This window comes from Mucilaginibacter sp. (genome assembly GCF_025362475.1).
GTDB lineage: Bacteria > Bacteroidota > Bacteroidia > Sphingobacteriales > Sphingobacteriaceae > Mucilaginibacter.
In genome coordinates this window covers 55,786-82,715 of record NZ_JANYGH010000034.1, presented here as the reverse complement: position 1 = coordinate 82,715, position 26,930 = coordinate 55,786, and the positions used below count along the sequence as shown (strand labels likewise).

At 43.0% G+C, this 26,930-nt stretch carries 18 protein-coding genes; 10 read left to right on the top strand and 8 right to left on the bottom strand.

Annotation, left to right across the window (positions count from 1 at the left end; all coding sequences use genetic code 11):
• Positions 1-50: 50 nt before the first annotated feature.
• Both carB and Q0R88_RS12425 read right to left on the bottom strand, forming a co-directional pair.
• The gene (gene carB / locus Q0R88_RS12430) at positions 51-2,867 is read right to left on the bottom strand and encodes a carbamoyl-phosphate synthase large subunit (protein WP_295716507.1); all 2,817 of its coding nucleotides are present in this window, start codon (positions 2,865-2,867) and stop codon (positions 51-53) included.
• 165 nt (positions 2,868-3,032) lie between these two features.
• The gene (locus Q0R88_RS12425) at positions 3,033-3,347 is read right to left on the bottom strand and encodes a sterol desaturase family protein (protein WP_295716506.1); all 315 of its coding nucleotides are present in this window, start codon (positions 3,345-3,347) and stop codon (positions 3,033-3,035) included.
• Between the two features lie 402 nt (positions 3,348-3,749).
• On the opposite strand from Q0R88_RS12425, the gene Q0R88_RS12420 reads away from it, so the two are divergent.
• On the top strand, positions 3,750-4,280 hold the full coding sequence (locus tag Q0R88_RS12420) for a hypothetical protein (protein WP_295716504.1): 531 nt from the start codon (positions 3,750-3,752) through the stop codon (positions 4,278-4,280).
• A 126-nt stretch (positions 4,281-4,406) separates the two neighbouring features.
• Here the strand turns inward: Q0R88_RS12420 and panD are convergent, their stop codons facing one another.
• A complete protein-coding gene (gene panD, locus Q0R88_RS12415; RefSeq protein ID WP_295716502.1) occupies positions 4,407-4,757 on the bottom strand; it encodes an aspartate 1-decarboxylase in 351 nt (116 codons plus the stop codon).
• Positions 4,758-4,885: 128 nt separating this feature from the next.
• Positions 4,886-5,716 (bottom strand): pantoate--beta-alanine ligase, encoded by an 831-nt coding sequence (panC, locus tag Q0R88_RS12410; RefSeq protein WP_295716501.1) that lies wholly within the window; start codon positions 5,714-5,716, stop codon positions 4,886-4,888.
• Between the two features lie 155 nt (positions 5,717-5,871).
• Between panC and Q0R88_RS12405 the strand changes: the two genes are divergently transcribed.
• The 3 genes from Q0R88_RS12405 (at position 5,872) to glmS (ending at position 10,138) form a co-directional block, all read left to right on the top strand.
• Positions 5,872-6,696: a glycogen/starch synthase gene (locus Q0R88_RS12405; RefSeq protein ID WP_295716500.1), complete on the top strand. Its 825-nt coding sequence runs from the start codon at positions 5,872-5,874 to the stop codon at positions 6,694-6,696.
• A gap of 15 nt (positions 6,697-6,711) precedes the next feature.
• The gene (locus Q0R88_RS12400; RefSeq protein ID WP_295716499.1) at positions 6,712-8,112 is read left to right on the top strand and encodes a DUF4270 family protein; all 1,401 of its coding nucleotides are present in this window, start codon (positions 6,712-6,714) and stop codon (positions 8,110-8,112) included.
• A gap of 190 nt (positions 8,113-8,302) precedes the next feature.
• Entirely contained in the window at positions 8,303-10,138 is a 1,836-nt protein-coding gene (gene glmS / locus Q0R88_RS12395; protein WP_295716497.1) for a glutamine--fructose-6-phosphate transaminase (isomerizing), read from the top strand.
• A gap of 246 nt (positions 10,139-10,384) precedes the next feature.
• On the opposite strand, the gene Q0R88_RS12390 is transcribed toward glmS, so the two are convergent.
• Positions 10,385-11,878 (bottom strand): catalase, encoded by a 1,494-nt coding sequence (locus Q0R88_RS12390; protein WP_295716496.1) that lies wholly within the window; start codon positions 11,876-11,878, stop codon positions 10,385-10,387.
• Positions 11,879-11,965: 87 nt separating this feature from the next.
• Between Q0R88_RS12390 and Q0R88_RS12385 the strand changes: the two genes are divergently transcribed.
• The 3 genes from Q0R88_RS12385 (at position 11,966) to Q0R88_RS12375 (ending at position 16,760) form a co-directional block, all read left to right on the top strand.
• Positions 11,966-12,901: a hydrogen peroxide-inducible genes activator gene (locus Q0R88_RS12385; protein WP_295716494.1), complete on the top strand. Its 936-nt coding sequence runs from the start codon at positions 11,966-11,968 to the stop codon at positions 12,899-12,901.
• 266 nt (positions 12,902-13,167) lie between these two features.
• A complete protein-coding gene (locus tag Q0R88_RS12380) occupies positions 13,168-15,585 on the top strand; it encodes a TonB-dependent receptor (protein WP_295716492.1) in 2,418 nt (805 codons plus the stop codon).
• A 2-nt stretch (positions 15,586-15,587) separates the two neighbouring features.
• Positions 15,588-16,760 carry a PepSY-associated TM helix domain-containing protein gene (locus Q0R88_RS12375; protein WP_295716491.1) on the top strand — a complete coding sequence of 391 codons (1,173 nt, stop codon included), beginning with the start codon at positions 15,588-15,590 and terminating at the stop codon, positions 16,758-16,760.
• A 224-nt stretch (positions 16,761-16,984) separates the two neighbouring features.
• On the opposite strand, the gene Q0R88_RS12370 is transcribed toward Q0R88_RS12375, so the two are convergent.
• Complete coding sequence (locus Q0R88_RS12370) at positions 16,985-18,238, bottom strand: TlpA disulfide reductase family protein (protein ID WP_295716489.1); 1,254 nt, start codon at positions 18,236-18,238, stop codon at positions 16,985-16,987.
• 60 nt (positions 18,239-18,298) lie between these two features.
• Positions 18,299-19,438, bottom strand: coding sequence for an acyl-CoA dehydrogenase (locus Q0R88_RS12365; RefSeq protein ID WP_295716487.1), 1,140 nt, complete (start codon positions 19,436-19,438; stop codon positions 18,299-18,301).
• A gap of 403 nt (positions 19,439-19,841) precedes the next feature.
• Between Q0R88_RS12365 and Q0R88_RS12360 the strand changes: the two genes are divergently transcribed.
• The 3 genes from Q0R88_RS12360 to Q0R88_RS12350 all read left to right on the top strand — a co-directional run bounded on the left by Q0R88_RS12360 (position 19,842) and on the right by Q0R88_RS12350 (position 24,517).
• Positions 19,842-20,084 carry a helix-turn-helix transcriptional regulator gene (locus tag Q0R88_RS12360; protein ID WP_295716485.1) on the top strand — a complete coding sequence of 81 codons (243 nt, stop codon included), beginning with the start codon at positions 19,842-19,844 and terminating at the stop codon, positions 20,082-20,084.
• Positions 20,085-20,168: 84 nt separating this feature from the next.
• Complete coding sequence (locus Q0R88_RS12355) at positions 20,169-22,220, top strand: M13 family metallopeptidase (protein ID WP_295716484.1); 2,052 nt, start codon at positions 20,169-20,171, stop codon at positions 22,218-22,220.
• 257 nt (positions 22,221-22,477) lie between these two features.
• The gene (locus tag Q0R88_RS12350; protein ID WP_295716482.1) at positions 22,478-24,517 is read left to right on the top strand and encodes a M13 family metallopeptidase; all 2,040 of its coding nucleotides are present in this window, start codon (positions 22,478-22,480) and stop codon (positions 24,515-24,517) included.
• Between the two features lie 208 nt (positions 24,518-24,725).
• Here the strand turns inward: Q0R88_RS12350 and Q0R88_RS12345 are convergent, their stop codons facing one another.
• The gene (locus Q0R88_RS12345) at positions 24,726-26,909 is read right to left on the bottom strand and encodes a DPP IV N-terminal domain-containing protein (RefSeq protein ID WP_295716481.1); all 2,184 of its coding nucleotides are present in this window, start codon (positions 26,907-26,909) and stop codon (positions 24,726-24,728) included.
• Positions 26,910-26,930: the final 21 nt, after the last annotated feature.

The window sequence follows — 26,930 nt, the reverse complement described above, 5'->3', positions numbered from 1 at the left end:
GCAACTATTATAAGCGTTTAAACTACAACGTTTAGTAATTCAATTTTTTACTACCTGCTCAGGTACATTGATTTCTCTTTGTACAAGTGCCTGAAGTATGGATCCTGCAGGTTAGGTATAAAGCGGATGGATTCACCTGTTGATTTCATTTCTGGGCCTAATTCCTTAGTTACCTCAGGGAATTTATCAAAGGAGAATACCGGCTCTTTTATAGCGTAACCCCATAGCTTACGCTCTATGGTAAAGTCTTTAAGTTTATTAACTCCAAGCATTACTTTGGCGGCAATGTTGATGTATGGCACATCATAAGCTTTCGCGATAAAAGGCACCGTACGTGATGCGCGCGGGTTAGCTTCAATTACATATACACTATCATTTTTAACCGCAAACTGTATATTCAGCAAGCCACGCACATTTAATGCCTTGGCAATTTTAACGGTATATTCCTCCATCAGGCTGATCACATTGTCAGAAAGATCAAAGGGCGGCAACACCGCAAATGAATCGCCAGAATGGATCCCGGCAGGTTCAATATGTTCCATTAAGCCAATGATATGTACATCATCGCCATCACTTATCGAGTCCGACTCGGCTTCCGCCGCACGGTCAAGGAAGTGATCTATGAGTACACGGTTACCCGGCAGGTTGCGCAATAAGCTTACAACAGCTTTCTCCAGGTCCTCGTCATTAATAACTATACTCATACCCTGTCCGCCTAAAACATAGCTTGGGCGAACTAACACAGGGTAACCTACATGGTGAGCAACCTCAAGAGCCTCTTCAGCGCTTTCGGCAACACCATACTTAGGATATGGAATATCAAGCTCTTTCAGCAAATCAGAGAAGCGGCCACGATCCTCGGCAACATCCATATCATTAAATGATGTTCCAATAATGTTGATGCCGTGCTCCTGCATTTTCTCTGCCATTTTCAAAGCAGTTTGCCCACCTAACTGAACTATTACACCGTAAGGTTTTTCCAGTTCAATAATCTCGCGAACATGCTCCCAGTAAACCGGCTCAAAGTATAGCTTATCAGCCATGTTAAAGTCGGTAGATACTGTTTCCGGGTTACAGTTAATCATGATGGCCTCAAAGCCTGATTCTTTTGCGGCTAATAAACCATGCACGCAGCTATAATCAAACTCAATACCCTGTCCTATACGGTTAGGGCCTGATCCTAATACAATGATCTTCTTTTTATCTGAGCAAACGGATTCGTTCTCGCCCTCGTAAGTTGAATAGTAGTAAGGGGTTTTTGCAGGAAACTCGGCGGCGCAGGTATCAACCATTTTGTAAACACGCTTAATGCCTAATCCCTTGCGGCGCTGGTAAACATCCTCTTCGGTTACGTTACCCAAAATGTAGGCAATTTGCGTATCCGAGAAACCTTTTTGTTTAAGGGTGAAGAAGAATTCTTCAGGAATGTTATTGAGTGAATAACGGCGTAGTTCGTTCTCTAAATTAACTACATCCATTATCTGGTTCAGGAACCAGCGATCTATCTTGGTAACTTTACGTACCGATTCAATTGGTACGCCTAAGCTTAATGCATCATAAATATGGAACAACCTATCCCAGCTTGGATGCTCAAGGCTATACATGATCTCATCCAGGTTGCGGCTCTGGCGACCGTCGGCACCTAAACCGGCACGACCAATCTCCAAACTCTGACAAGCTTTTTGCAACGCTTCAATAAAGCTGCGTCCAATACCCATCACTTCGCCTACTGATTTCATTTGCAGGCCAAGCTCTTTGTTTGCACCTTTAAACTTATCAAAGTTCCAGCGAGGTATCTTAACAATCACATAATCCAAAGTAGGCTCAAAATAGGCCGAAGTTGTTTTGGTGATCTGGTTTTCTATTTCATCAAGGTTGTAACCTATGGCCAGCTTGGCAGCGATTTTAGCAATTGGGTAACCTGTTGCTTTTGATGCCAGTGCCGATGAGCGCGAAACGCGTGGGTTAATTTCAATAGCAATGATAGATTCATCGGCAGGGTTAACCGAGAACTGTACGTTACAGCCGCCGGCAAAGTTGCCAATGGCCCGCATCATACGGATGGCCTGATTACGCATATCCTGGTAGCAGCGGTCGCTCAGGGTCATGGCCGGGGCCACGGTGATTGAATCGCCGGTATGGATTCCCATTGGATCAAAATTCTCGATAGAGCAGATGATGATCACGTTGTCGTTACTATCGCGCAGCAGCTCTAACTCGTATTCCTTCCAACCTATAACGGCCTGCTCAACCAAAACCTCGTGGGTTGGCGATGCCTGTAAGCCTTTGTTTAAGGCGGCGTCAAAATCTTCTTTTTTATGAACAAATCCTGCTCCTTTACCCCCCAGTGTATAACTTGGGCGAATAACCAGCGGGAAGCCAATCTCTTGTGCGCCTTCTTTTCCTTCTAAAAAAGAGTTGGCAATTTTTGATTTTGCAACACCTACACCAATATCAACCATTAATTGACGGAAAGCCTCGCGGTTTTCTGTTTTTTCAATTGCGGCTATATCAACACCTACAATTTTAACACCGTATTTTTCCCAAATTCCACGTTCGGCAGCCTCAATACAAAGGTTGAGCGCGGTTTGGCCGCCCATGGTAGGCAGTACAGCATCAATTTTTTGTTCGGTAAGTATCTGTTCAATACTTGCGCAGGTGAGTGGAAGCAGGTAAACATGATCCCCAATAACCTTATCCGTCATGATAGTTGCCGGATTGCTGTTAATGATGGATACGGTAATACCTTCTTCTTTAAGGGAAAGGGCGGCTTGTGAGCCAGCGTAATCAAATTCGCAGGCCTGGCCAATAATGATGGGACCAGAGCCAATGATCAGAACGGATTTGATGGAATTATCTTTGGGCATAGGGCTTTTTTTTAATTCAAAAGTTCTAAGTCAAAAGTTACCGGCTTTTTGCAAGCCTGTAAACGATTTTTCCTATGCACTGAAGGCGAGAAATCCCGACCTCAGTGTCGGGGTGCAAAGATAGGGTTTTGTTAAACACAATTAATCTTTTTTTTGAATTAATATTTATATTTTATGTACATCCTTAAATTTGAGCATTTGGATGAGTTTAAGCTCCTTTTCGGTATCAAACCCGCATGATGTATTAAAATTTTGTGGATTTACGTACGTGCCAAATAACATATCCCACCAAACAATATCGCCGTAATTACTGGTATGTTTTTCATGCTCGTGGTGTATGCGGTGCATTTCGGGTCTTTGAAAAATGTAGCCAATCCATTTAGGGGTTTTTATATTGGTATGATAAAAAAACTCGCCCAAAGCGGTGCATAAGGTATATATAGCTCCGGCTTCGGGATTTAGTCCCAGTAGGGAGTACACATCTTTCCACCCAGGATTGTTAAAAAAATGTCATTTCGATGGAGCATGGGGAGGAATGAGCGGGGCGCGAAAGAGAAATCCTATGCGACAGGCGTCGACTATGCAGGCGTCGAAGATTTCTCCTCACCACGGCGCTCAATTCCCGTTCTGGTTCGCTCGAAATGACATTTTCTTTTATTAATAAGAGATGGATACATCAACAAGCCGCCTATCACAGCCGTTTACAACTATCTCCGGGGGGACGATTTTCATCTCCTCTCGTATACATATTTATATTATTCAATACCTGCAATAAGCCTGTTGTTTCCATAAAATCTTAATATATTTATAGTGTGTAAATTACCTAATAAACCAATTAAACTTGTAATTGTAGTATTCTACAATTACCTTACGGCGATAATCATGATGAAGAAACCAACATTTTTTTTGCTTGCTGCTATTTTGTTTTTAGGAAGTTGCGGTATGCTGCAGTCAATAATGAAATCTACTTTTCCTTATACTGCCGATCTGGCAATCCCTGCATCGTCAAAGGTAGGTGAGCCTCATACGGCCATAAGCATTGCAAACAGTTTCGATCAGGATTTTACAAAAGACGGTAACAACGCCAACAGAATCAGCGAGGTTCGTATTATCTCGGCTAAATTACAATCCAAAGATCCGTCAGATTATAATATTGGCAACATTGAGGCATTAAGAATCTACATGTCAAAAACCGATGGCAGTGACGAGGTTTTAGTGGCTGTACGTAAGGATATTACCCCAAACGTAGGCAATAGCATTGTTCTTGATATTGATAATTCCCACTTTTTGGATGAGCTTGTACGCCAGCCGAGCGTACGCGTAAGAATGGTTTATTTGCTGCGCAAAGCCTCCGACGTTGATATCAGTTTAAAAGTATCACTTGGCATTGGTGCCGAACCAAGACAGCGATAATTTGTTAATTACTGCTTAAACAGCTGTTGTATAATCGACCTGTCTGGCGTATGAGCTATTGCAGAGCAAGCTAAAGCGACATTTTTAAGGGCCGCCGCAGGAATTTATTGGGGAAAAAGAATGCTGTTATTTAATCAGCTTATTATCGCCATCGGGAAATACCAATATTGGCTCATACACACGGGCTTCTTCCCTCTCCATATATGCGTATGACATGATGATAACCACATCGCCAACCTGGGCCAGCCGCGCGGTAGCACCGTTTAGGCAAACCGTACCGCTGCCACGCTCGCCTTTTATAACATACGTTTCAAAACGGGCGCCGTTGTTGTTATTTACGATCTGAACTTTCTCGTTAGGTATAATATTGGCTGCCTCAATCAGATCTTCGTCAATTGTAATACTGCCCACATAATTCAGTTCCGCCTGTGTTACCTTCACCCTGTGAATTTTGGACTTTAATATCTCAATAATCATGGTGCAAAGTTATAAATAATTCGGTCCATTGTTAATGGTCGATAGTCCATGGATTGTAAAATGATTATCACCTGCATTTTAGCTATAAATAACCCAATTAACATGCCCTAAATAGGATCATCTATTCGTTAATATATCAACATATTATCTATCAATCTCGTTTTACCGGCGCGGGCTGCCACCAGGGCAACTACTTTTTTGGTAGCGGCGGTAACCGGTTTCAGGGTATCCCCATCAACTATTTCAAAATATTCCGGTATTATGCCAGGTTCGTTATTCAGCATCTGTTCTGCCTGTTGTTGTAGCTCTGGTATGCTATCCACATTAAAATGCTCCTTAATCCAGCCCAGGGTTTTAGATAAGATGAGCGCGTGCTCCCTGTCATAAGCTGTTAAATGAACATTCCTTGAGCTCATGGCCAGCCCATCGGTTTCGCGCTGTATGGGGCACATCACCAGTTTAACAGGCATGTTCAGCAGTTCAACCATTTTAGTGATTACCATAACCTGCTGGTAATCCTTTTGGCCAAAAAAAGCCATATCTGGTTTAACAATATTAAACAGTTTATTTACCACCTGCATCACACCCTGGTAATGCCCCGGCCTGAATTTGCCTTCCAGCAAATGCTCCATATTGCCTATGTCCAAATGCCATTTCTCATCGTCATCATAAATTTCGCTTACCGTTGGATTGAACAAAATGTCGCAGCCTGCCTGCTCCAGCATAGCAATATCTGCAGCTATTGGACGGGGATATTTTTCTAAATCTTTAGGGTCATTAAACTGTGTAGGGTTTACAAAAATGCTGCAAACAACCTCGGTGCACACTTGCTGCGCCTGTTTAATTAATGATATATGGCCGTTGTGAAGCGCGCCCATAGTAGGAACAAAGCCAGTAGTTTTGCCCGTTTTATAGGTAAAATACTGCGCTACCTCTTGCCTGGTGGTAAATATTTTCAATGCAATTTAAATTACAAAATTTGGCAAAGGTGTACTTTTTTGTAAAAAATTCCAAAAGTTACTTGCATAATTCGTTGACAGTTTATATAATAATGATTACATTTGCAAACTCAAATTTTTTGACTTCTTTACATATTTTTAATACTGATTAAGTGATGGGTAAATCTAAGCTATTGTTTATAACTCATGAAATGTCTCCTTTCCTTGAACTCACAAAAATTGCTGAAATAACAAGACAACTTCCGCAGGCAATGCAGGAGAAGGGTTACGAGATCCGTATCCTTATGCCTCGTTTTGGCAATATCAATGAGCGCAGGAACAGACTTCATGAAGTTATCCGTTTATCGGGTATGAATATTATTATCAACGATAATGATAACCCGCTGATCATCAAGGTAGCATCTATCCCGGCAGCACGTATGCAGGTATATTTTTTAGATAATGAAGAATATTTTCAGCGTAAACATGTGTTTGGTGATAAAGACGGCAAATTTTACGCCGATAACGATGAAAGGATGATCTTCTTTTGCAAAGGTGCATTGGAGACAGTTAAAAAATTAGGCTGGGCTCCTGATATCATCCATTGCCATGGATGGTTGAGTGCTTTGGTACCCGCTTATTTAAAAACTACCTACAAAGACGATCCGACATTTAAAAATTCAAAGATCATCTATTCCATCTATGAAAATGACTTTAAGGACAAGTTGGCTAATGATTTCGCCCAAAAAGCAATCATGAGCAACATGACCGAAGAGCATGTGGATACCTATAAGGAAGGTACAAATTCTGCGCTATATGCAGGCGCCATTCAATACTCTGATGGCATTGTTTTGGGCAGCGAAAATATTGATGCAGATGTGTTAAATAATGTTAAAAACAGCAATAAATCGGTTTTAGAATTTGATTCTACCGCAGATTTCGAAAATTATTACAATTTTTACGACGAAATTACCAACGACGAATTGGTGCATGTTGCATAATACTTAATATTATATATGAAATTTTTCCGATTAGACTTATTGACCCTGTTAATAAGTCTTTTTATTTTGAATAGCTGTAAGCGCCAGGATGGCATTGGTTTAGGTATTGATACATCAAACCAGATAAGCGGTAACTTAATTGTTGATACCAATGTGGTTATCAATACCGTTGCCGAAGACTCTTCCACGGTAATTACATCAGGCCTTACCAAAACACCACTGGGTGATTTTGTTGATCCTGCTTTTGGCACAGTTAAAGCAAATGTTGCCTTAGGTATGCTTTTGCCTACCGCTCCTTATACAGTACCTCCCGGTACGCTTACCATTGATTCGGCAGTATTGGTATTGGGGTATGCAAATGGTTTTTATGGCGACTCAGTAGCTACACGTTACAAGATCAATGTGTATCAGCTAAAAGTGAAGCCGCTTAATCAAACCTACTACAGTAACCAGCACTGGGATAATGAGGCAACCGTTTTAGCAACCAAAACATTTACAGCTAACACGCATGATAGTTTAACAATTGCCAGGATACGTAAAGACACAATTGATACTGTGCAAAGGGTAGCCCCTCAATTACGCGTAGCATTCAGCAAAAAGTTTATTTATGATAACCTGTTTAATGCAAGTGGTACTCAATTATCATCTGACGCGGCTTTTCAAAATGCCGTTAAGGGTTTATACCTTACTGTAGAAAGGGCTCAGCCATCAAATGCAGGCGGTACTTTACAGTTAAATCTTGCTTCTACTGCATCTCATTTAGATATTTTTTACAAGGCCAAAAACGACACGACAACCGATACAACAACCGTGTCATTAACCTTCCCGATACATGCGGCAGAGATCATCCACAAATATAATTCAACCATAACTGCAGCCAGGGCCGCCACAACTACACAAGCCACTTTTTACTTACAAGGCTTAGGTGGTTTACGCAGTAAGATTTCTTTCCCTGGACTGAGCAAGCTTAATCCGGATTCAATTGTACTAAACCGTGCCGAACTGGTTATAACACCTGTACAAGGTTCAGGAATACCATATGCGCCTTTTTCTAAATTGACAATGTATCAATTAGATATTGCACATCAGCGTATCCTGATACAGGATGCTTCGTCAACTGATGCCCGTTACCAGGCTGGTTTATTTGGCGGCTTTTATACCCGGACAACCAAAGAGCCTGTTAAAGCCTACCGTTTTGTTATCACCGGCTACATTCAGGACCTGATCCGTAAAAAGACGGTGGATTACGGAACTTACATAGCTCCTATTGATACCACCGAGGTAAATTCAACAACAGGTGCATCAGGTATTGCTACAAGTGTACAAACCGCTGCCCGCGCTATACTGATCGGTAATGATAAAAATTCGCCTTACCGCATTAAGTTGAATATCATTTACACCAAGATCCCCAAGTAAAAAAACTTCAAGTTAAATAAAAAGAATCCCCGCTTAGGGGATTTTTTTGTTTAAGCCAACAGTACTTCTTAAAAATTATTTTTAAGTAAGTAAAAACCTTGCACTATTCTCAAATAATTAAAATAATTAGCTGTGAAGTATGTTATATAGCTGATTATTTTTGCTCCATTTACATTTTATAAAATTTACTATGTGCGGAATTGTTGGTTATATAGGTTACAGGGATGCTTATCCCATCATTATAAAAGGCCTTCATCGTTTAGAGTACCGGGGCTATGATAGCGCCGGCGTAGCTTTATTTGATAAGGAACTTAAAGTTTACAAAAAGGCGGGAAAGGTTGATGACCTTGAAAAATTTGTTAAAGATATTGACCTTAAAGGTACGGTAGGAATGGGCCATACCCGTTGGGCCACACATGGTGCTCCAAGCGATCGTAACTCTCACCCGCACTCTTCAGGTAACCGTAAGCTTACCATCATCCATAATGGTATCATCGAGAATTATGGCATCATCAAGGAAACACTTACCGCCAAGGGCCATGTTTTTAAAAGCGATACCGACACGGAAGTTTTAATACACCTGATAGAGGATATTCAGGACGAAACCGGCCTTGATCTGCGCGAAGTAGTAAGGGTGGCCCTGAACAAGGTTATAGGTGCTTACGCCATTGTGATCATGAGCGCTGATGAGCCCGATTTGCTTATAGCAGCCCGAAAAGGCAGCCCTATGGTAATTGGGGTTGGCAAGGGTGAATACTTTGTTGCATCTGATGCTACGCCCATTGTGGAGTACACCAAAAACGTGATCTATTTAAATGATAACGAAATTGCCTTTATTAACCGCGATAGCCTGCTGATAAAAAATATCGATAATTCGGTACAAACCCCATATATCCAGGAGCTCGATCTTAAACTGGAAATGCTGGAAAAAGGCGGCTACGATCACTTTATGCTGAAAGAGATCTATGAGCAGCCACGTTCTATCCGCGATTGTTTACGCGGCCGTATTTACCCGCAGCAGGGCAAAGTACAACTGGGTGGGATAAAAGAATACACCGAGAAGCTAAAGAATGTAGACAGGATCATTATTATTGCCTGTGGCACCTCATGGCATGCCGGCTTAGTAGGTGAGTATCTCATAGAGGAATATGCCCGCGTACCTGTAGAGGTAGAATATGCATCGGAGTTTAGGTACCGAAATCCTATTATTACAGAGAAGGACCTGGTTATAGCCATATCACAATCCGGCGAAACCGCCGATACCATGGCAGCCATTGAATTGGCCAAAGAAAAGGGAGCCACCATTTTTGGTATTTGCAACGTAGTTGGGGCATCTATACCCCGCACTACACATGCGGGAGTTTATACCCATGCCGGACCCGAGATAGGTGTAGCATCAACCAAAGCATTTACCGCACAGGTGAGTGTTTTAACCCTTATCGCTTTTTACATAGCGCAACAACGCGGTACAATAACCCAAAGCAAATTGGTTGAATATTTAACCGAGCTTAATGAAATACCGCAACTGGTTGAGCAGGCTTTAAAATGCAACGACCATGTAATGGAGATTGCAGCGAAGTTTAAAGACTCCACCAATTGCCTGTTCCTAGGCAGGGGAAGCTCGTTCCCGGTTGCACTGGAAGGCGCTTTGAAGCTAAAGGAAATCTCCTACATACATGCGGAAGGCTATCCCGCTGCCGAAATGAAACACGGCCCTATCGCTTTAATTGACGATGATATGCCGGTTGTGGTAATTGCTACCCAAAGTTCATCGTACGAGAAAGTGATCAGCAATATACAGGAGGTTAAAGCCCGCAAAGGCCACGTAATAGCGATAGTTACCGAGGGCGATACGGAAGTTAAAGCGATGGCCGATTATGTAATTGAGATCCCCGCAACCAACGAAGCTTTTGTGCCACTGCTTGCTACCATACCGCTACAACTATTGGCTTACCACATTGCTGTAATGCGCGGCTGTAACGTTGATCAGCCAAGGAATTTGGCCAAATCTGTTACGGTAGAGTAGTTATAGATATGAGATGTTAGATATGAGACAGCTTCACAAGCGTCTCAAATCTCATTTTTGTTTAATATCATTTCCCATTGTTTGTGTCCTCACAAACAACTATGAGAGCAGCTTTCTGTAAGCTGTTTGTGAGGACACAAACAGCCGGTACAAAAAACATATAATAAAAAAAGCGATGGGTTAACCCATCGCTTTTTTTATTATATGAGAGCCTGCAAACTGCAGACCCAAAACTGCAAACTAAACTTAAGCCGGCATTTGTTTCATGGTTTCTGCCAAATCAAGCTCGAGGCCTTTGGCAATAGCCATACCTAAGTTAATATCAGCCCTAAACCAGTGACAAAGCTGGCGGTTGGTGATAATGTCTTTCTTAGGGCCATCTATGCCACTCATAGAGTTCACGATATTGTTGATCAGGTCCTGTTTGGCCTGCGTATCCATTAAACGGTACAAATCGCCTGGCTGCGTGTAATGGTCGTTCTCGCCTTCCGCGTTCCTGTCATACCAATCGCCAACAGAGTTTCCAAAATCCCAGGCTGGTTCTTTGTAGCTTTGATCGGCTTCTATATCATCAAAGCTGTTTGGGAAATAGTTAGGTCCCGAACCGCCATTGCCATCAACTCTCATTTGTCCATCCCTTTCATAATTGCTTACCAGGTAAGGGCATTTATTTACCGGAATTTGCTCATAATTACCTCCTAAGCGGTAACGGTGGGCATCCGGGTATGAAAGGATCCTTCCCTGCAACATTTTATCGGGCGAGTAGCCAATACCATCCACCACGTGCGCCGGGGCAAAAGCAGCCTGCTCCACATGGGCAAAATAATTGTCGGGGTTTTCGTTAAGTTCCAATACACCTACATCGATCAATGGATAATCACCATGCGGCCATACTTTGGTCAGATCAAAGGGATTGAGGTGGTACGTTGCGGCATCGGCTTCCGGCATTACCTGTATTTTCAGGCTCCATTTTGGAAAGTCACCGTTATCAATATGTGTCAGCAGATCATGTTGTGCAAAATCAGGTGCTTTACCACGCATATCGGCAGCTTCTGCATCTGTAAAGTTTTTAATACCCTGCTGGGTTTTAAAGTGGAATTTCACCCAAAACCGTTCATTTTTGGCGTTGATGAACGAAAATGTATGGCTTCCAAAACCATCCATATGGCGATAGCCGTAAGGAGTACCCCTATCACTCATCAGGATAGTTACCTGGTGAAGGCTTTCCGGGTTAAGCGACCAAAAATCCCACATCATGGTTGCGCTTTTACTATTGGTGTATGGATCGCGTTTTTGGGTATGGATAAAATCACCAAACTTTTTAGCATCCTTTATAAAAAATACCGGAGTGTTGTTACCAACCAGATCCCAGTTGCCATCCTCGGTATAAAATTTAATAGCAAAGCCACGCGGGTCGCGCTCGGTATCTGCTGATCCCTTTTCGCCGCCAACGGTAGAAAAACGTAAGAATACCTTTGTTTCCTTACCAATCATGTTAAATATTTTGGCACGTGTGTATTGCGAAATATCATGCGTAATGGTGAGCTTTCCATAAGCGCCGGAACCTTTTGCATGTACAACACGTTCAGGGATACGCTCACGGTTAAAATGCGCCATTTTTTCATGCAGTATAAAATCCTGTAGCAAAATTGGTCCCCTCGGACCCGCGGTTTGGGTATTCTCATTTTCCGCGTAGGGCTTGCCGGAGGCAGTGGTCAGCTTTCTTTTATTGGTTTCCATATAGGTTAGTTTTATTATATCAAACTTCACAATAATAAATCAATAGAAAAAATCAATAATTGCTATGTTTGTATAGAATTTATCTATATGACAATTACCCAACTCGAATACATAGTAGCCGTTGACACTTACCGGAGTTTTGTGTTAGCCGCCGAGAAATGTTTTGTTACCCAGCCAACCCTGAGCATGCAGGTGCAAAAGCTGGAGGATACCCTGGGCGTAAAGCTATTTGACCGCAGCAAACAGCCCGTAACACCTACCGAAATAGGTATAGAAATAATTACCCAGGCACGCGTTATGCTGTCAGAAAGTGAGAAGATCAAGGAGATCATCACCGATAGGCAAAAGGAATTATCCGGCGAATTAAGGGTTGGCATCATCCCTACCATATCACCTTATATATTACCAAAGATAATCCATGGCTTTATTGAGAAGTATCCGCAGGTAAAATTGATAGTATGGGAGCAAACCACCGAAGAGATAGTTCAACAGTTAAAGCTGGGCATGATTGATTGCGGTATCCTATCTACCCCGCTGCATGAAAATAATTTAACAGAGATCCCCGTGTTTTATGAAAATTTTGTGGCCTATGTATCCAAACACAGCAAGCTGTCCAAAAAGAAAAGCATCACACCGGATGATATTGATATGGAAGAGATCTGGATCCTGAACGAGGGACATTGCATGCGCGAGCAAGTGTTAAACATCTGCCAACGCCGTAAAGCCACCAAAGGATTTCAGCATTTTGAATACAATACAGGCAGTGTGGAAACCCTTAAACGCATGGTTGACCAAAACAATGGCGCAACCATATTGCCCGAACTTGCACTGGCCGAACTTTCTGACAAGCAATTAGACAAGGTGCGCTATTTTAAATCGCCCGAGCCCGCCCGTGAAGTGAGCATCGTGATACAACGCAATTTTTTAAAGCGCCGCATGATAGAAGCCCTTAAAAACGAAATACTTGAATTTGTACCCAAACGAATGAAAAGTAAAAAGAAGAAAGAATTGATGGACATATAGATGTGCAAATTTTAAATGTGCAGATATGCAGATGAAGAGTGGTATTGTTCAATGCAATTCTTCATCTGAAAATCCGTTGCCCAGTTATAGCTGAACTACCGGCGCAAACTCCTTTTATCTGCAAGCCTATATTCCTAAGGTCTTGCTACTTGATACTAATTACCTGATACTTTCCTGGCGTCCTATTTATAATCTTTCTAAATAAATTTGGATGGATAGTCATGTTGGAGTACTTTTGGGCATTATTTGTAATTAGTCTAAATAAAATGAAGCAACCCCAACTATCTTTTCACAAACTATTCTTTTCTCTTTTTCTATCAATCATATTACTCTCCAATACCGTCCCGGCACTGGCTCAACAAACCCGCGGAACCATTAAAGGACATGTAATAACCAACAATAATCAACCGGCCGATAATATTTCTGTATTGCTGAAGGGTACTAAATACGGCGTGATAACCGATGAAAACGGGGATTACACCCTAAGAGCCCCTCATGGAAAATACACCTTAGCTTTCACACATGTGGGCGTTAAAGTATATGAAACTGCGGTTGAAGTAATAGCCGGCCAAACAATAATAGTAAATGCTACTTTAGAAGCCACCGCCAACCAGCTAAAGGAAGTAGCCATATCCGGCACCAAACAGAAATATAAAATCAGTAATCCATCGCCAAGCTTAAGGCTCAATGAGCCATTGCTGGAGGTTCCGCAAAATATCCAGGTGGTTACCTCACAAGTATTGGCCGATCAGCAGGTAATAAGCATGAGCGACGGTTTAATACGCAATGTTAGCGGTGCCGTAAGGTTAGAGCATTGGGGCGATTTATATACCAACATTACCATGCGCGGTTCGCAGATTCAGGCATTCAGAAACGGGTTTAACGTAGTGAGTTCATACTGGGGACCGCTTACCGAAGACATGAGCTTTGTTGACCATATTGAATTTGTTAAAGGCCCTGCAGGTTTTATGCTGGGTAACGGCGATCCGAGTGGTTTATATAACGTAGTTACTAAAAAGCCTACAGGCGAAACCAAAGGTGAGTTTAGCTTAACCACTGGCAGCTTTGGTTTGTACAGAAGTACGCTCGACCTGGATGGCAAGTTAAGTAAGGATGGTAAATTTTTGTACCGGTTAAACCTGGCAGGCCAAAAGAAAGGTTCTTTCCGCGCCAATGAGTTTAATAACCGTTACAGCATAGCGCCGGTAATTTCATACCAGATAGATAGCGCCACCAAACTAACCGCCGAATACACCCTGCAGCATGCTAACATGTCTGATGTGGGCTCATTCTACGTTTTCAGTCCGAACGGTTATGCTACTTTGCCGCGCAATTTTACCGCGCTGCCGGCAGGCCTGCCTCCTACAAACATCAACGATCAAAGTTTTACCATAAACCTGCAACACCAGTTAAATAACAACTGGAAGTTAACCGCGCAGGCCGCTTACTATAATTACAGCCAAAAAGGCTCATCCATGTGGGCCGATTCTGTTGGCGCAAGCGGCAAATACATCAGGAGTATAGGTATTTGGGACGCTAAAAGCGATATGACCCTGGCACAGGCTTTCATTAATGGAAAGGTAACCACAGGCAGCATCAACCATAGGATACTTGCAGGTATAGACATGGGCACAAAAAATTACGATGCCGATTACGCTCAGTCGCACCCCTTAGACAAAGCGGGGGCTGAGTTTGATCCGCAGAACCCTAATCTTGGTGTACCCAGCAACGGCTACCCTGTGTTTGATCGCAGCACCAACCTGGAAGCGCGATCTGCAGCAGGTTACGGCAATATTAATCAAACTTACAGCAGCTTATATGTACAGGATGAGCTTGGCTTTATTGATAACAGGGTAAGGCTTACTTTAGCCGGCCGGTATACTTATGTAAAACAAGGCGATTTTGGCAGCGCGGCTATAACTGGTAAACATTTCACCCCGCGTATTGGCTTAAGTGCTTCGGTAGATGAGCATACATCGGTATATGGTTTGTATGACCAGGCTTTTATACCACAGGGTGCGGCCAGGCTTTTAGATGGTGGATCGGTTAAGCCGATAACCGGCAGTAACCTGGAGTTTGGGATCAAAAAAGACTGGGCCGACAGCAAATGGAACACCACCTTATCTGTTTATCGTATAATTAAAAACAACGAGGCACAAGCCGATCCGAGCAGTACACCTCAAAGCCCGGTCAGTTTTTTGCTTGGTCAAAAAAGGGCTCAGGGTATTGAGTTTGATTTACGTGGCGAAATATTGCCGGGTTTAAACCTGACCGCCAACTACGCGCTTACCGATTCGAAAGTAAGCAAGGTTGACCAGTATACGCCTGCGACCATCAAAGTTGGCGATGTTGTGCCGGGTTATGCAAAACACACAGCCAACGCCTGGTTAGGTTATAAATTGCAAAACGGTGCGTTAAAAGGTACAGGTGTATCTGCCGGCTTTACCTACCTGGCCGGTCGCCAAACTGATAGCTGGAGCGAATCTGACGTAAGATTGCCAAACTATTTTAAATTGGATGGTGGTATGTTTTGGGAAGGAAAGCAAATGAAGATCACCGCCAACGTGTTCAACGTGCTTGATAAATATTTATACTCAGGTTCATATTACTCCTATTTAAAAGCGTTTTACTGGCAGGCGGAAGCGCCGCGTAACTATCGTTTAAGCATCGCCTACAAATTTTAATAATGACCCGGTTTAAAAAAGTCATATTATTTATACACCGCTGGCTGGGCTTTATTGCCGGGCTGGTGGTGTTTATTGTAAGTATCACGGGCTGTATATTTTGTTTCCAGGATGAGATACAGGATGCATTATATAATTACCGCAAGGTTGAATTTAACCATAAGCCCTACCTGCCTCCATCAACCCTAAAAGCCGAAGGACTGAAAGCACACCCTGGCGCTACGGCAAACTATATGTATTGCTATGGTGTTGAAAGGCCCGCAGCACTATTGGTAAATTTGCCCAAGGAGCAAGGGATGCTATATGTATACATGAACCCTTATACTGGGCAGATTACCCATACCGAAAACCCGGCCCGTAACTTTTTTATCGTTGTTGAGTACATCCACCTTTACCTGCTGCTACCTCCCAATATTGGCAGCCTTGTTGTAGGCATCTCTGTTATTATATTTATAGTGCTGATGATCAGCGGTATCATCCTCTGGTGGCCCAAACGTAAAAGCGACCGTAAGCGCAGCTTTAACATTAAATGGAATGGCCGCTGGCGCAGGGTAAATTACGATTTGCACAATGTACTGGGCTTTTACGCAACCGGCATTGCCCTTATATTAGCCCTAACAGGTTTATCAATGGTTTTTGAATCGGTACGGGAAGGCATTTATGCTACCGCTAACCTGGGCAAAAGTTATCCATCCGAAAAAGTATTCCCAAAATCCGATTCGTTGTTAAAGACCAAAATTGATAACCGGCTTGTTATTGATAAGGCATTTTCACAGGCACAAATAAAATCGCCCCAGGCGAAGATGTTCCTGGTTTATGACGATGCCGCCGCCACAGGTACCATTGGGATAACAGCATACGCCAAAAGCCTGCATTTTTATAAAAGTGATGGCTATGTGTTTGAGAAATATACAGGCAAACTACTCAAACAAACCCCACACACCCAAAAAAGCCCGGGCATGAAGATGAATGATATGAATTACGATCTTCATGTTGGCCAGGTACTGGGCCTGCCCGGCAAGATCATCGCTTTTTTAGCCAGTTTGATTTGTGCCTCGCTACCGGTAACCGGTTTTATTATCTGGTTAGGGAAGCGAAAAAAAGGCAAATCAAAAAAAGTAAAAGAGGTAGTGCATCGCAGGGTGCATAAACAACATATAGAAAAGAAACTCTAATGCTGATAAACTATAAAATACCCCGGCTCAGAGCAAGTTTAAAAATCCGGGGAATACTGAATGAAAAATAACATTTTGAAAAGTTTGTCATCCTGAACGCAGTGAAGGATCTGTTATTCGCCATGTAAAGTCTGCGATTAGATCCTTCACTGCGTTCAGGATGACAATTTTTTTCAAAAAAACGTCATAAGCAAGCACGAAGCAATGGCGGCAATAATCCTTCCTTACTTTCCCTTTACAGCTCCTGATGGCTCGGCCAACAGATCATCTGTCAGTTTCTCAAACTCATTGATAAACCCGGTGTAATATTCACCTGTGCCAGGGCCGCTAAAACCGGTGTGAATCTTGCGTACATCGCCGCTTTTATCAATGATGATGGTTGTAGGGAAACCAACCACTTTTGATAACATGGGCAGGCTTTTTGATGTCTCAGCCTTATCACTGGTGTACCCGGTTATCAGTAGGGGATAAGGCACATTAAAGCGATTTTTTACTTGTTGCAAAGCTTTTTGCGATTTGGCAAAATCGGAGGTGCGTTCATAAGCCAAACCCACAACCTCTACACCTTTAGCCTGGTATTTTTTGTAGTAGTTAACCATGTAGGCTGTTTCATCCATACAGTTGGGGCACCATGAGCCTAATATCTGCACAATAACTACTTTGTTTTTATATCTATCATCCTGTAAGGAAACCGTTTTACCATCGATGTCTTTAAAAGCAAAATCTATCTTTTTAAAACCCGGTTTAAGCGCGGTTAACGAATAGGCATCCGGCAATTTGGCATTCGGATCTTTTACGCCTGCCCATGATTGTACAGAGGAGTAGCCCGCGTAAAACTTGCCATCAGTAATGGTTTGTTCATCTTTAATAGTTGCGGTAAACGTATAGGCATGGCCGCCATCAAAGCAGGAAAGGTATAGTTTATCTCCAGATACAATTCCTTCCAGGTAACGATAATCGCCGGTGGTAGTTAAAAATGTGCCTGTAAGCTTTGCGCCCACCTGTTTAAACTCACCAACTGTAGTATCCCGTCCATCACCCTCACCTATTACAGCCGACCATCTGCCGCCTATATTAAAAGCAGGCTTTACCGGGCTCTTTAAAAATCGCCAGGCCGTGTTGGGCTCCGCGGCAAACTTAACCAAAACATCCTGGCTGGCCAGGTGCCTCACCCAGTTGCCGATTAGCTTATCATTTTCCAGTTTCAGTTTAAATTCCGAATTGAAAAGGGGCATTTGTATAAAAACGGAGTCGCCCCGGGAAGTAACGTCAGTTACCTTAAACCTTTCGGCGCCGTTAATAATAGCAAGCTGCTGTTTCCCGGCGGTATCTTTAACTTCAAAATTAAAAGGGATCTCGGTATCTGATTTAGTGGTAAGCGCTCCACGCCAAACACCTGTTTTAAGTTTGGTTTGGGCTGATGCTACCTGCAAAAGCGCGGCGGATGATATAATGGTTATGATTGCCTTTAAATTCATGTTGATTAAAAATAGTCTACTAAGTCGATATACTTTGTCAAAAGTATAAAAATCAGCCCACTATTTCAACACTTCGCGCGAAATGACAATTCGCTGAATTTCTGATGTGCCTTCATAAATCTGGGTAATTTTAGCATCCCGCATTAAACGCTCCACATGGTATTCCTTTACATAGCCGTATCCTCCATGTATCTGTACTGCTTCAACGGTAACGCGCATAGCGACATCTGATGCAAAAAGCTTGGCCATTGAACTGGCCTGGGCATACGGTTGTTTATGATCTTTTAACCAGGCGGCTTTAACACAAAGTAACCGGGCTGCTTCAATCTCGGTAGCCATATCGGCCAGTTTAAATTGAATAGCCTGTAAATCGGCAAGGCTCTTTCCAAAAGCTTTACGATCTTTTGAATATTGTAAAGCCAGTTCATAAGCCCCGGCCGCTATACCCAAAGCCTGCGAAGCGATACCTATCCTCCCGCCCTCTAACATAGTCATGGCAAATTTAAACCCGAAACCTTCCTCTCCAATCCTGTTTTCCTTAGGCACTTTAACATCGGTAAACATAATTGAATGCGTGTCAGACCCGCGGATGCCCATCTTGTTTTCCTTTGCACCTATGGTAAAGCCTTCCATCCCTCTTTCAACAATAAGGGCATTGATACCATGATGCCCCTTTGAAGCATCCGTTTGGGCCATTACAATATAGGTTGAGGCGGTGCTGCCGTTAGTGATCCAGTTTTTCACCCCATTTAACAGGTAATGATCGCCCATATCAATAGCGGTAGTATTTTGGGAGGTGGCATCAGAGCCGGCTTCCGGTTCCGAAAGGCAGAAAGCACCTATCTTTTCACCTTTGGCCAGGGGGATCAAATATTTTTCTTTCTGAAAATCATTTCCAAACCGCTCCAGCCCATTACAAATCAATGAGTTATTTACAGAAAGCACTACCGCCGTAGATGCATCTATCCTTGAAATTTCTTCCATGGCCAGTACGTATGAAATAGCGTCCATACCGCTGCCGCCATATTGCGGCGAAACCATCATTCCTAAAAAGCCAAGTTCGCCCAATTTCTTTATTTGTTCGGCAGGGAATTTTTGCTGGTCGTCGCGTTCAATTACGCCGGGTTTTAATTCAGTTTGGGCAAAATCACGGGCAGCCTGTTTAATCATCAGCTGCTCTTCTGTATATTTAAATTGCATAGTATGATAAAAAGCTAAATATAGTAATTACTATGCATGCATAGTAAAAAACAGTAAACAAAAAAAGAGAGCCTTTTTGGAAGCTCCCTTTCCCCTAATTAATTTAAACTATTGATTAAACCCAAAACAAAGAACAAAAAATCTCAACTTGGGCGTCTGAGAATTCAAAAAAAGTTTTTCACAGGTAGGTGATTTTAATTTTTTTTTCACAGATTTTATGCAGGGCAAAACATACTAAACAAATTCGTTGCCACTAATTGTTGCGCGGCATATACTTTAACTTAAATAATAGTTGTTTGCACATTATTATTGCAAATATTTTTCACGAACTTTAAATACAAATTGCCAATTATTTTTGAAGCCCCTATCAAAGATCATTTTTTTCAATCAATCAAATTGAATTATGCTACTTACTGACTTTGAATATCTTAGCAACTCCGATGAGGCATTTAAGAAGAAGATCGCGCTTCAGATCAAAAATCTGCGCAGGCAAAATCAAGTTACCCAGGAAAAGTTTTTTGCCGAAACTAATATTAACATTGCCCGGCTGGAGTCTGGAAAAATAGATATCAGGCTGGATACCCTCAGAAAAGTATGCTATTATTTCGACGTTTCTTTAGCCGGTTTTTTTCAGGGCATTTATTAAAGTTGTCCTTTTTACTTAATTTGCTGTCCTGAATTCTATTATTCCATACAATCGTTGTATTTTTTTTTATACACTAATAAATCTATGATAAAAAAGTTTTCGTCATTGGCAATATTAACCGGTGCACTGAGCCTTACCTTAATTACAGCTTGCAAAGACAACGCAAAAATTTACGCCGAAAATGATCCGGTAATTAAAAACATGGACCCCAAAGTGAAGCCGGGCGACGATTTCTTTAAATATGCAAACGGAACCTGGCTCAGGAAAAACCCTATTCCCGGCGCCTACTCCTCATGGGGTATAGGCAATGTTGTGCAGGAAGAGCTGCGCGATCGCATGAAAAAAATCAACCAGGACGCACTTGAAGCAAACGCTCCTAAAGGAAGCAGTACCCAAAAAATAGGCGATTTTTATTACAGCGGCATGGATACCGTTGATATTGAAAAGCAAGGCCTTTCCCCGCTTAAAGACGAACTGAAGAAGATTGATGACATAAAAGATATAAAGAGCCTGGTGGAAGAGTTTGCCCACCTCGACGGGATTGGAGTAACTACTCCCTTAGGCACCTATGCCGGGCAGGACAGTAAAAACAGTGATAAGATCATGCTGCAGTTGGGCCAATCGGGAATAGGATTGCCAAACCGCGATTATTATTTCAATAAGGATGCGCACAGCGTAACCGTGCGTACAGATTATCAGCAGAAACACTTACCAACCATTTTTAAACTGGGTGGACTATCTGCCGATGCCGCGAACGCCGCAGCTAAAAAAACATACGCTTTAGAAATATCCCTGGCCGATAGCAGCCGTAAACTGGAAGACCTGCGCGACCCATACCATAACTATAATAAAATGACCATGGCCGGCTTAAGCAAGCTGGCACCGGATGTTGACTGGAAATCCACATTTGATAAAATGGATTACAAAAATACAGATTCGGTAATTGTTGGTCAGCCGGAGTATTACCGCGCATTGAATAAAGCCTTACATGATTATAGTATTGAGGATTGGAAAAACTACCTGCGCAAAAACCTGGTAACAACCTTTGGTGCATATTTAAGTAAGCCTTTTGATCAGGAGCTATTCCGCTTTTATGATATGGTCCTTTATGGCAACAAAGAACAGTTACCCCGCTGGAAACGGGTGCTTGATGCCGAGAACGGCCTGATGGGTGAAGTTTTGGGACAAATTTTTGTAAAAGAATACTTTCCCGAAAAAACAAAAGAGCGCTATGTAAAACTGGTGGAAACCATGCGCGAAACTTTTAGGGAACACATACAAAAATTGGATTGGATGAGCCCCCAAACCAAAGAAAAAGCCTATTACAAGCTAAGCAAAGTAATGCCTAAAGTTGGGTACCCGGATAAGTGGAAAGATTTTTCGACCCTGGATATCAACCGCGGGCCATTTGCTTTAAACGTAATGCGTGCCAATAACTGGTGGCACAAATTTAACGCGGCCAAGTTAGGCAAAGCGGTTGACCGTACAGAGTGGGGGATGACACCGCAAACCTATAATGCTTACTACAATCCATCAAATAACGAGATTGTATTGCCGGCGGGGATCTTTACCATTCCCGGCTTTAAGGATGAGAATATAGATGATGCCATCATTTACGGCTACGCCGCCGCCTCAACCATCGGCCACGAAATGACCCATGGCTTTGACGACCAGGGGCGCCAGTTTGATGCCAAAGGAAATTTAAAAGCATGGTGGTTACCGCAGGATTCGGTAAAGTTTACCCAGCGCGCTCAAATGTTAATAAATCAGTTTAATGGGTATACCATTTACGGCCTGCACATCAACGGCAAAGCCACACAGGGCGAAAATATTGCCGATTTAGGTGGCATTGTGATCGGGCTTGATGCGTTCAAGAAAACCGATCAATATAAAGAAGGTAAACTTATCAATGGCTTTACACCATTGCAGCGCTATTTTTTAGGCTATGCTTTAGGATGGCTTGGGCAAGACAGGCAGGAATCACTATCCAGCCAAATCCTCACCAACGAGCATTCCCCCGGCTTTATGCGCGTAAACGGACCGTTTACCGATGTGCCCGAGTTTTATGAGGCTTTCCATATCAAAAAAGGTGATAAGATGTGGTTAGATCCGGATAAGAGGGTGAAAATTTGGTAGGCTTTAGTCGAAAATGGCGTTTGAAAAGTTTGTCATCCTGAGGAACGAAGGATCTATTCGCACACTGTACAGGGCGAAGAAGCATGGTAGAGAGTAAATCTTTCACCGCGTTCAGGATGACAAAAAGTTTTTTTTGCGACACGCTGATGGAAACGCTCGCAATGACATGATGCCAAATAATTCACACAACACTGTTACAAACGCCTTTTAATAAGGCGTTTGTTTTTTAATTAAATTTGATGCAAACGTATTTCTGCATGATGAAACATTACACAAAAATTATTTTAGGGTGCGTGACCTTATCCACGCTGGCGTTAAGCGCGTACATAGCTATACCAAACGACCCAGTTTTCAACAACCTTGATCAATCGGTTAAACCGGGTGACGATTTTTTTAAATACGCCAACGGCGGGTGGTTGAAACGTAACCCTATCCCGGCCGCATATTCCAGCTGGGGCATAGGCAATGTGGTATCAGAAGAACTGCGCGACAGACTAAAGAAAATCAATGAGGATGCCCTGGCTGCCAATGCACCCAAAGGAACTACAACTCAAAAAATAGGCGATTTTTATTTTACCGGTTTAGATACTGTTAATATCGAAAAAAGCGCCATCGCTCCATTAAAAACACAACTGGCACTAATAGACCAGGCAAATGACATCACAGGAATATTAAACGCCGCGGCTGTTTTAACAACTACCGGTACACGTAACATGATTGGCAGCCGGGTTAGCCAGGATGCTAAGAATAGCTCCAAAATGATGCTGCAATTAGGCCAGGCAGGCCTGGGTTTGCCTAACCGCGATTACTATTTTAAAACTGATGCCCGTACCGTTAAAATTCGTGCGGATTATACTACCAACCATTTGCCTGCCATGCTCAGGTTAACCGGCTATGATGAGCAACAGGCTAAAACAGGCGCCGAAAGTATTTATAAAATAGAAAAGTTTTTGGCCGATAGCAGCCGCAAACTTGAAAAGCTGCGCGATCCTTATGCCAACTACCATAAAATGCCCATAGCGCAATTAAACGCGCTTACACCAAACATCAACTGGAATACTGTTTTTAAAACGCTGGAATTAAAACCTATAGATACCGTAATTGTTGGTCAGCCGGAATATTACAGGGCGTTAAATACCGCGTTGAAAACTTTCTCTGCCGATGAATGGAAAGCGTACCTGCGTTGGAAACTAATCTCATCCTACTCGCCATACCTTAATAATGCTGCCGACCAGGAAAGCTTCCGTTTTGGCGGCAAGGTGATATCTGGTCGGAAAGAACAACTTCCCCGCTGGAAACGTGTTCTGGATACCGAAAACGGTTTGATGGGCGAGGCTTTGGGCCAGTTGTTTGTGAAAGAGTATTTCCCGGTTACAGCCAAACTCCGCTATACCGAAATGGTTGAAGCCATTCGGCAGGCTTACCGTGAGCATATTGCCAAACTGGATTGGATGACTCCCGAAACGAAGCAAAAGGCATTGGCTAAACTCAATGCTATCCACCCCAAAGTAGGCTATCCGGATAAATGGAAAGATTTTTCGACATTGGTGATGGACCGTGAATCATACGCCGGCAACGTGATGCGCGCCAGACACTGGGCCTACATGGTGAACATCAACAAGCTGGGCAAACCGGTTGACCATACCGAATGGGGGATGACACCGCAAACCTACAATGCCAGTTACAGTCCATCAAATAACGAGATAACTTTGCCGGCAGCGCAGTTCACTATACCGGGTGTAAAAGACAGCGAAGTTGATGATGCTGTAGCTTATGGATATGTAGCGGCATCAACCATTGGCCACGAAATTACACACGGCTTTGATGATGAAGGCCGCCAGTTTGATGCTAAAGGAAATCTCAAAACCTGGTGGACACCAACCGACTCTGTTAAATTCACCAAACGCGCCACCATGCTTGCTGATCAGTTTAGCAGTTACGTTGTATTGGATAGTCTGCATGTAAATGGCAAAGCCACTTTAGGTGAAAACATTGCCGATTTAGGCGGCATTGTATTGGGTATTGATGCATTTAAAAAAACCAAACAATATAAAGAAGACAAGCAAATTAATGGCTTAAGCCCTATGCAGCGTTTCTTTTTAGGCTATGCACTTGGCTGGCTTGGGCAAGAACGTGATGAGGCCCTTGCCAACCAAATCCTGACCGACGTACATGCCCCGGGCTTTTTAAGGGTGAATGGTCCGTTTAGCGATGTGCCGGAATTTTATGAAGCTTTCCATATTAAAAAAGGAGATAAGATGTGGCTTGATCCTGGCAAAAGAGTAAGGATCTGGTAAAACTTCATCTCACTAAAGCTACTGTAGTATACCTAAAGCAAATAAAAGTAAAGATGCTCTGTCGGGAAGCTACCTGAACCTGGCTCCGGAGCTTTCTTCTAATCGCAGAGTTAATCTCAATGGGATTGTCTGAAAAATATAAGTAAAAACAAAAATGCCCCCTCATAATTACATAAGGGGGCATTTTAATTTCATTTAATCCAACGGACTATCTTCCTCCCGGAGGGCAATGTTCTTTCAAATACTTGGTGAACATGGTATGCAGGTGCAGCGATGTGCCTGGTCCTTCAAAAATACCATGGGTACGGTTAGGGTATGCCATTAGCTCAAATTGGCGGTTATATTTAACCAATTCGTTAATCAGCTCTTCGGCATTTTTGTAATGCACGTTATCATCGCCGGTACCGTGTATGTACAACAAGTTACCACGCAGATTTTTAGCGTAAGTAATGGGCGAGCCTTTGATAAATGCTGCCCTGCCTTCGTCATTAACTGGTACGCCCATGTAGCGCTCCTGGTAAATATTATCATAAGTTAACTGATCGCCTACGGCGGCTACAGCTATTCCTGTTTTGTAAACTTCAGGAAACTGGAACATCAGGTTAAGGGTCGATGAACCGCCACCGCTCCAGCCATGCACCGCTATGCGGCTTGAATCAACAAATGGCCATTTCAGAATCTCTTTGGCAGCCATCGCCTGGTCGCGAATGTTGATGATGCCGATGTTTTTGTAGATAGCCTTACGCCATGCAGTGCCCTTTGGTGCAGGCGCGCCTCGGCCTTCAACCGACATATAGATGTATCCATCATCGGCCATGCTGCCTACGTATAAGCCATTGCGGCCTGCTCCCCAGCTATCGGTAACAGTTTGCCCTGCAGGTTCGCCATAAACAGTAAATACAACGGGGTATTTTTTATTTGGGTCGAAATTGGTTGGCTTCATCATCCAGCCATCCATCTCAATGCCATCAGCTGTTTTTACCTTAAAAAATTCCGGTTTGTTTTTGGCATTCTTGTTCAGTACAATCATATTACCGCCAATGTGCTTATGGTTGGGCAGACTTACTACCTCGCTTACCGGCGGTGTGTAGCTATTGCTGAAATTGTGCAGTGCTACCTTGCCATTTGGCGAAATATCATAACCATGAGTTCCCGGCTCATCGGCAGGTGAAACACGCTCGGCATTGCCACCAGCTATTTTTATGCGATAAAGGTATTTCTGCGTAGCATTGTCCGGCGAAGCCATAAAATAAATATAACCACCGGCCTCATCAATCAGGCTTACCGTGATCACATCATAATTGCCCTTAGTGATCAGGGTTTCTTTGCCTTCGCGATTTACTCGGTAAATATGTTTCCAGCCATCCTTTTCACTCACCCATAAAAAGTCTTTCCCTTTGTTGATCCACTCCCAGCCAATCGGGTCGCCGTTATTCCAGCGTTCTTTACCATCTATCCATGAGTCGCTTTTTTCTTCACGAATGATGCGGGTTGTTCCGTTTGATATATTACCGATAAACACGCGGCTTTCGGTTTGTGCGCGGTTCAACTGCTCCAGGATAATCTCGTTCGGGCTTAGCGTCCACTCCATGCGGGGGATGTAATGCTGTACTGCATCGCCGGGTATATTGATCCATTTAGTTGCCACTGTGTTAACATCAACCACGCCAATTTTGGCCGAGCTTGGGTCTTCGCCCGCAACAGGATATTCAACTGGTACTACAAAGGGGTAAATAGAATCAGTAGTATTCAGCATCAAATAGCTTTTAATTTTAGTGGCATCTATTTTCCAGTAAGCTATATTGCGGCTATCCGGCGACCAGCGAAAACCATCGCGGCAGCCAAACTCTTCCTCATAAGCCCAATCAAAAGTTCCATTGATTAAATGTGTGCTGCCATCAGTAGTGAGTTGCTTTACAGCTCCGCCCGCCAAATCCTCCACATAAATATCATGCCCGCTTACATAAGCCGCCTTGCTGCCATCTGGCGAAAGCTTGGCAAACATTAGTGACGACTCTGGCAGGTTTTTACCTAATTGCCAAAGTTTTTGCGTGCCGGTATCAAATACCCAGTAATCGCCGCGGGTATCATAACGCCATACCTTTTGGGTGTTGGTGTTGATGAGTACTTTTTTACCGTCATCGGCTATCGTAAATCTTTTTATACCAATAGGCTTGCCTCCTTTGGGTGTAAGCATGGCACTGCTTATCCAAACAGTTTTTTTGCTGGTATCGCGGGTATCAAAAACGGTTATTTCGCCGCCTGTAATTTTATAATACTGGTAGCCATTGTTTGCCCAGTGGGTGAGCGCACGTTGTGCTTTTACCAAATTGCTGCTCAAAACGAACAAAACGATCAACAGGAATAATGATCCCGAACGGAAAAATCTCATATATTTTACTTTGAATGATGA

Coding starts and splice junctions, on each gene's coding strand:
- carB (WP_295716507.1), bottom strand. CDS start 2,867: ATGCCCAAAGATAATTCCATCAAATCCGTTCTGATCATTGGCTCTGGT.
- Q0R88_RS12420 (WP_295716504.1), top strand. CDS start 3,750: ATGATGAAGAAACCAACATTTTTTTTGCTTGCTGCTATTTTGTTTTTA.
- panD (WP_295716502.1), bottom strand. CDS start 4,757: ATGATTATTGAGATATTAAAGTCCAAAATTCACAGGGTGAAGGTAACA.
- Q0R88_RS12405 (WP_295716500.1), top strand. CDS start 5,872: ATGGGTAAATCTAAGCTATTGTTTATAACTCATGAAATGTCTCCTTTC.
- Q0R88_RS12400 (WP_295716499.1), top strand. CDS start 6,712: ATGAAATTTTTCCGATTAGACTTATTGACCCTGTTAATAAGTCTTTTT.
- glmS (WP_295716497.1), top strand. CDS start 8,303: ATGTGCGGAATTGTTGGTTATATAGGTTACAGGGATGCTTATCCCATC.
- Q0R88_RS12390 (WP_295716496.1), bottom strand. CDS start 11,878: ATGGAAACCAATAAAAGAAAGCTGACCACTGCCTCCGGCAAGCCCTAC.
- Q0R88_RS12385 (WP_295716494.1), top strand. CDS start 11,966: ATGACAATTACCCAACTCGAATACATAGTAGCCGTTGACACTTACCGG.
- Q0R88_RS12380 (WP_295716492.1), top strand. CDS start 13,168: ATGAAGCAACCCCAACTATCTTTTCACAAACTATTCTTTTCTCTTTTT.
- Q0R88_RS12375 (WP_295716491.1), top strand. CDS start 15,588: ATGACCCGGTTTAAAAAAGTCATATTATTTATACACCGCTGGCTGGGC.
- Q0R88_RS12370 (WP_295716489.1), bottom strand. CDS start 18,238: ATGAATTTAAAGGCAATCATAACCATTATATCATCCGCCGCGCTTTTG.
- Q0R88_RS12365 (WP_295716487.1), bottom strand. CDS start 19,438: ATGCAATTTAAATATACAGAAGAGCAGCTGATGATTAAACAGGCTGCC.
- Q0R88_RS12360 (WP_295716485.1), top strand. CDS start 19,842: ATGCTACTTACTGACTTTGAATATCTTAGCAACTCCGATGAGGCATTT.
- Q0R88_RS12355 (WP_295716484.1), top strand. CDS start 20,169: ATGATAAAAAAGTTTTCGTCATTGGCAATATTAACCGGTGCACTGAGC.
- Q0R88_RS12350 (WP_295716482.1), top strand. CDS start 22,478: ATGATGAAACATTACACAAAAATTATTTTAGGGTGCGTGACCTTATCC.
- Q0R88_RS12345 (WP_295716481.1), bottom strand. CDS start 26,909: ATGAGATTTTTCCGTTCGGGATCATTATTCCTGTTGATCGTTTTGTTC.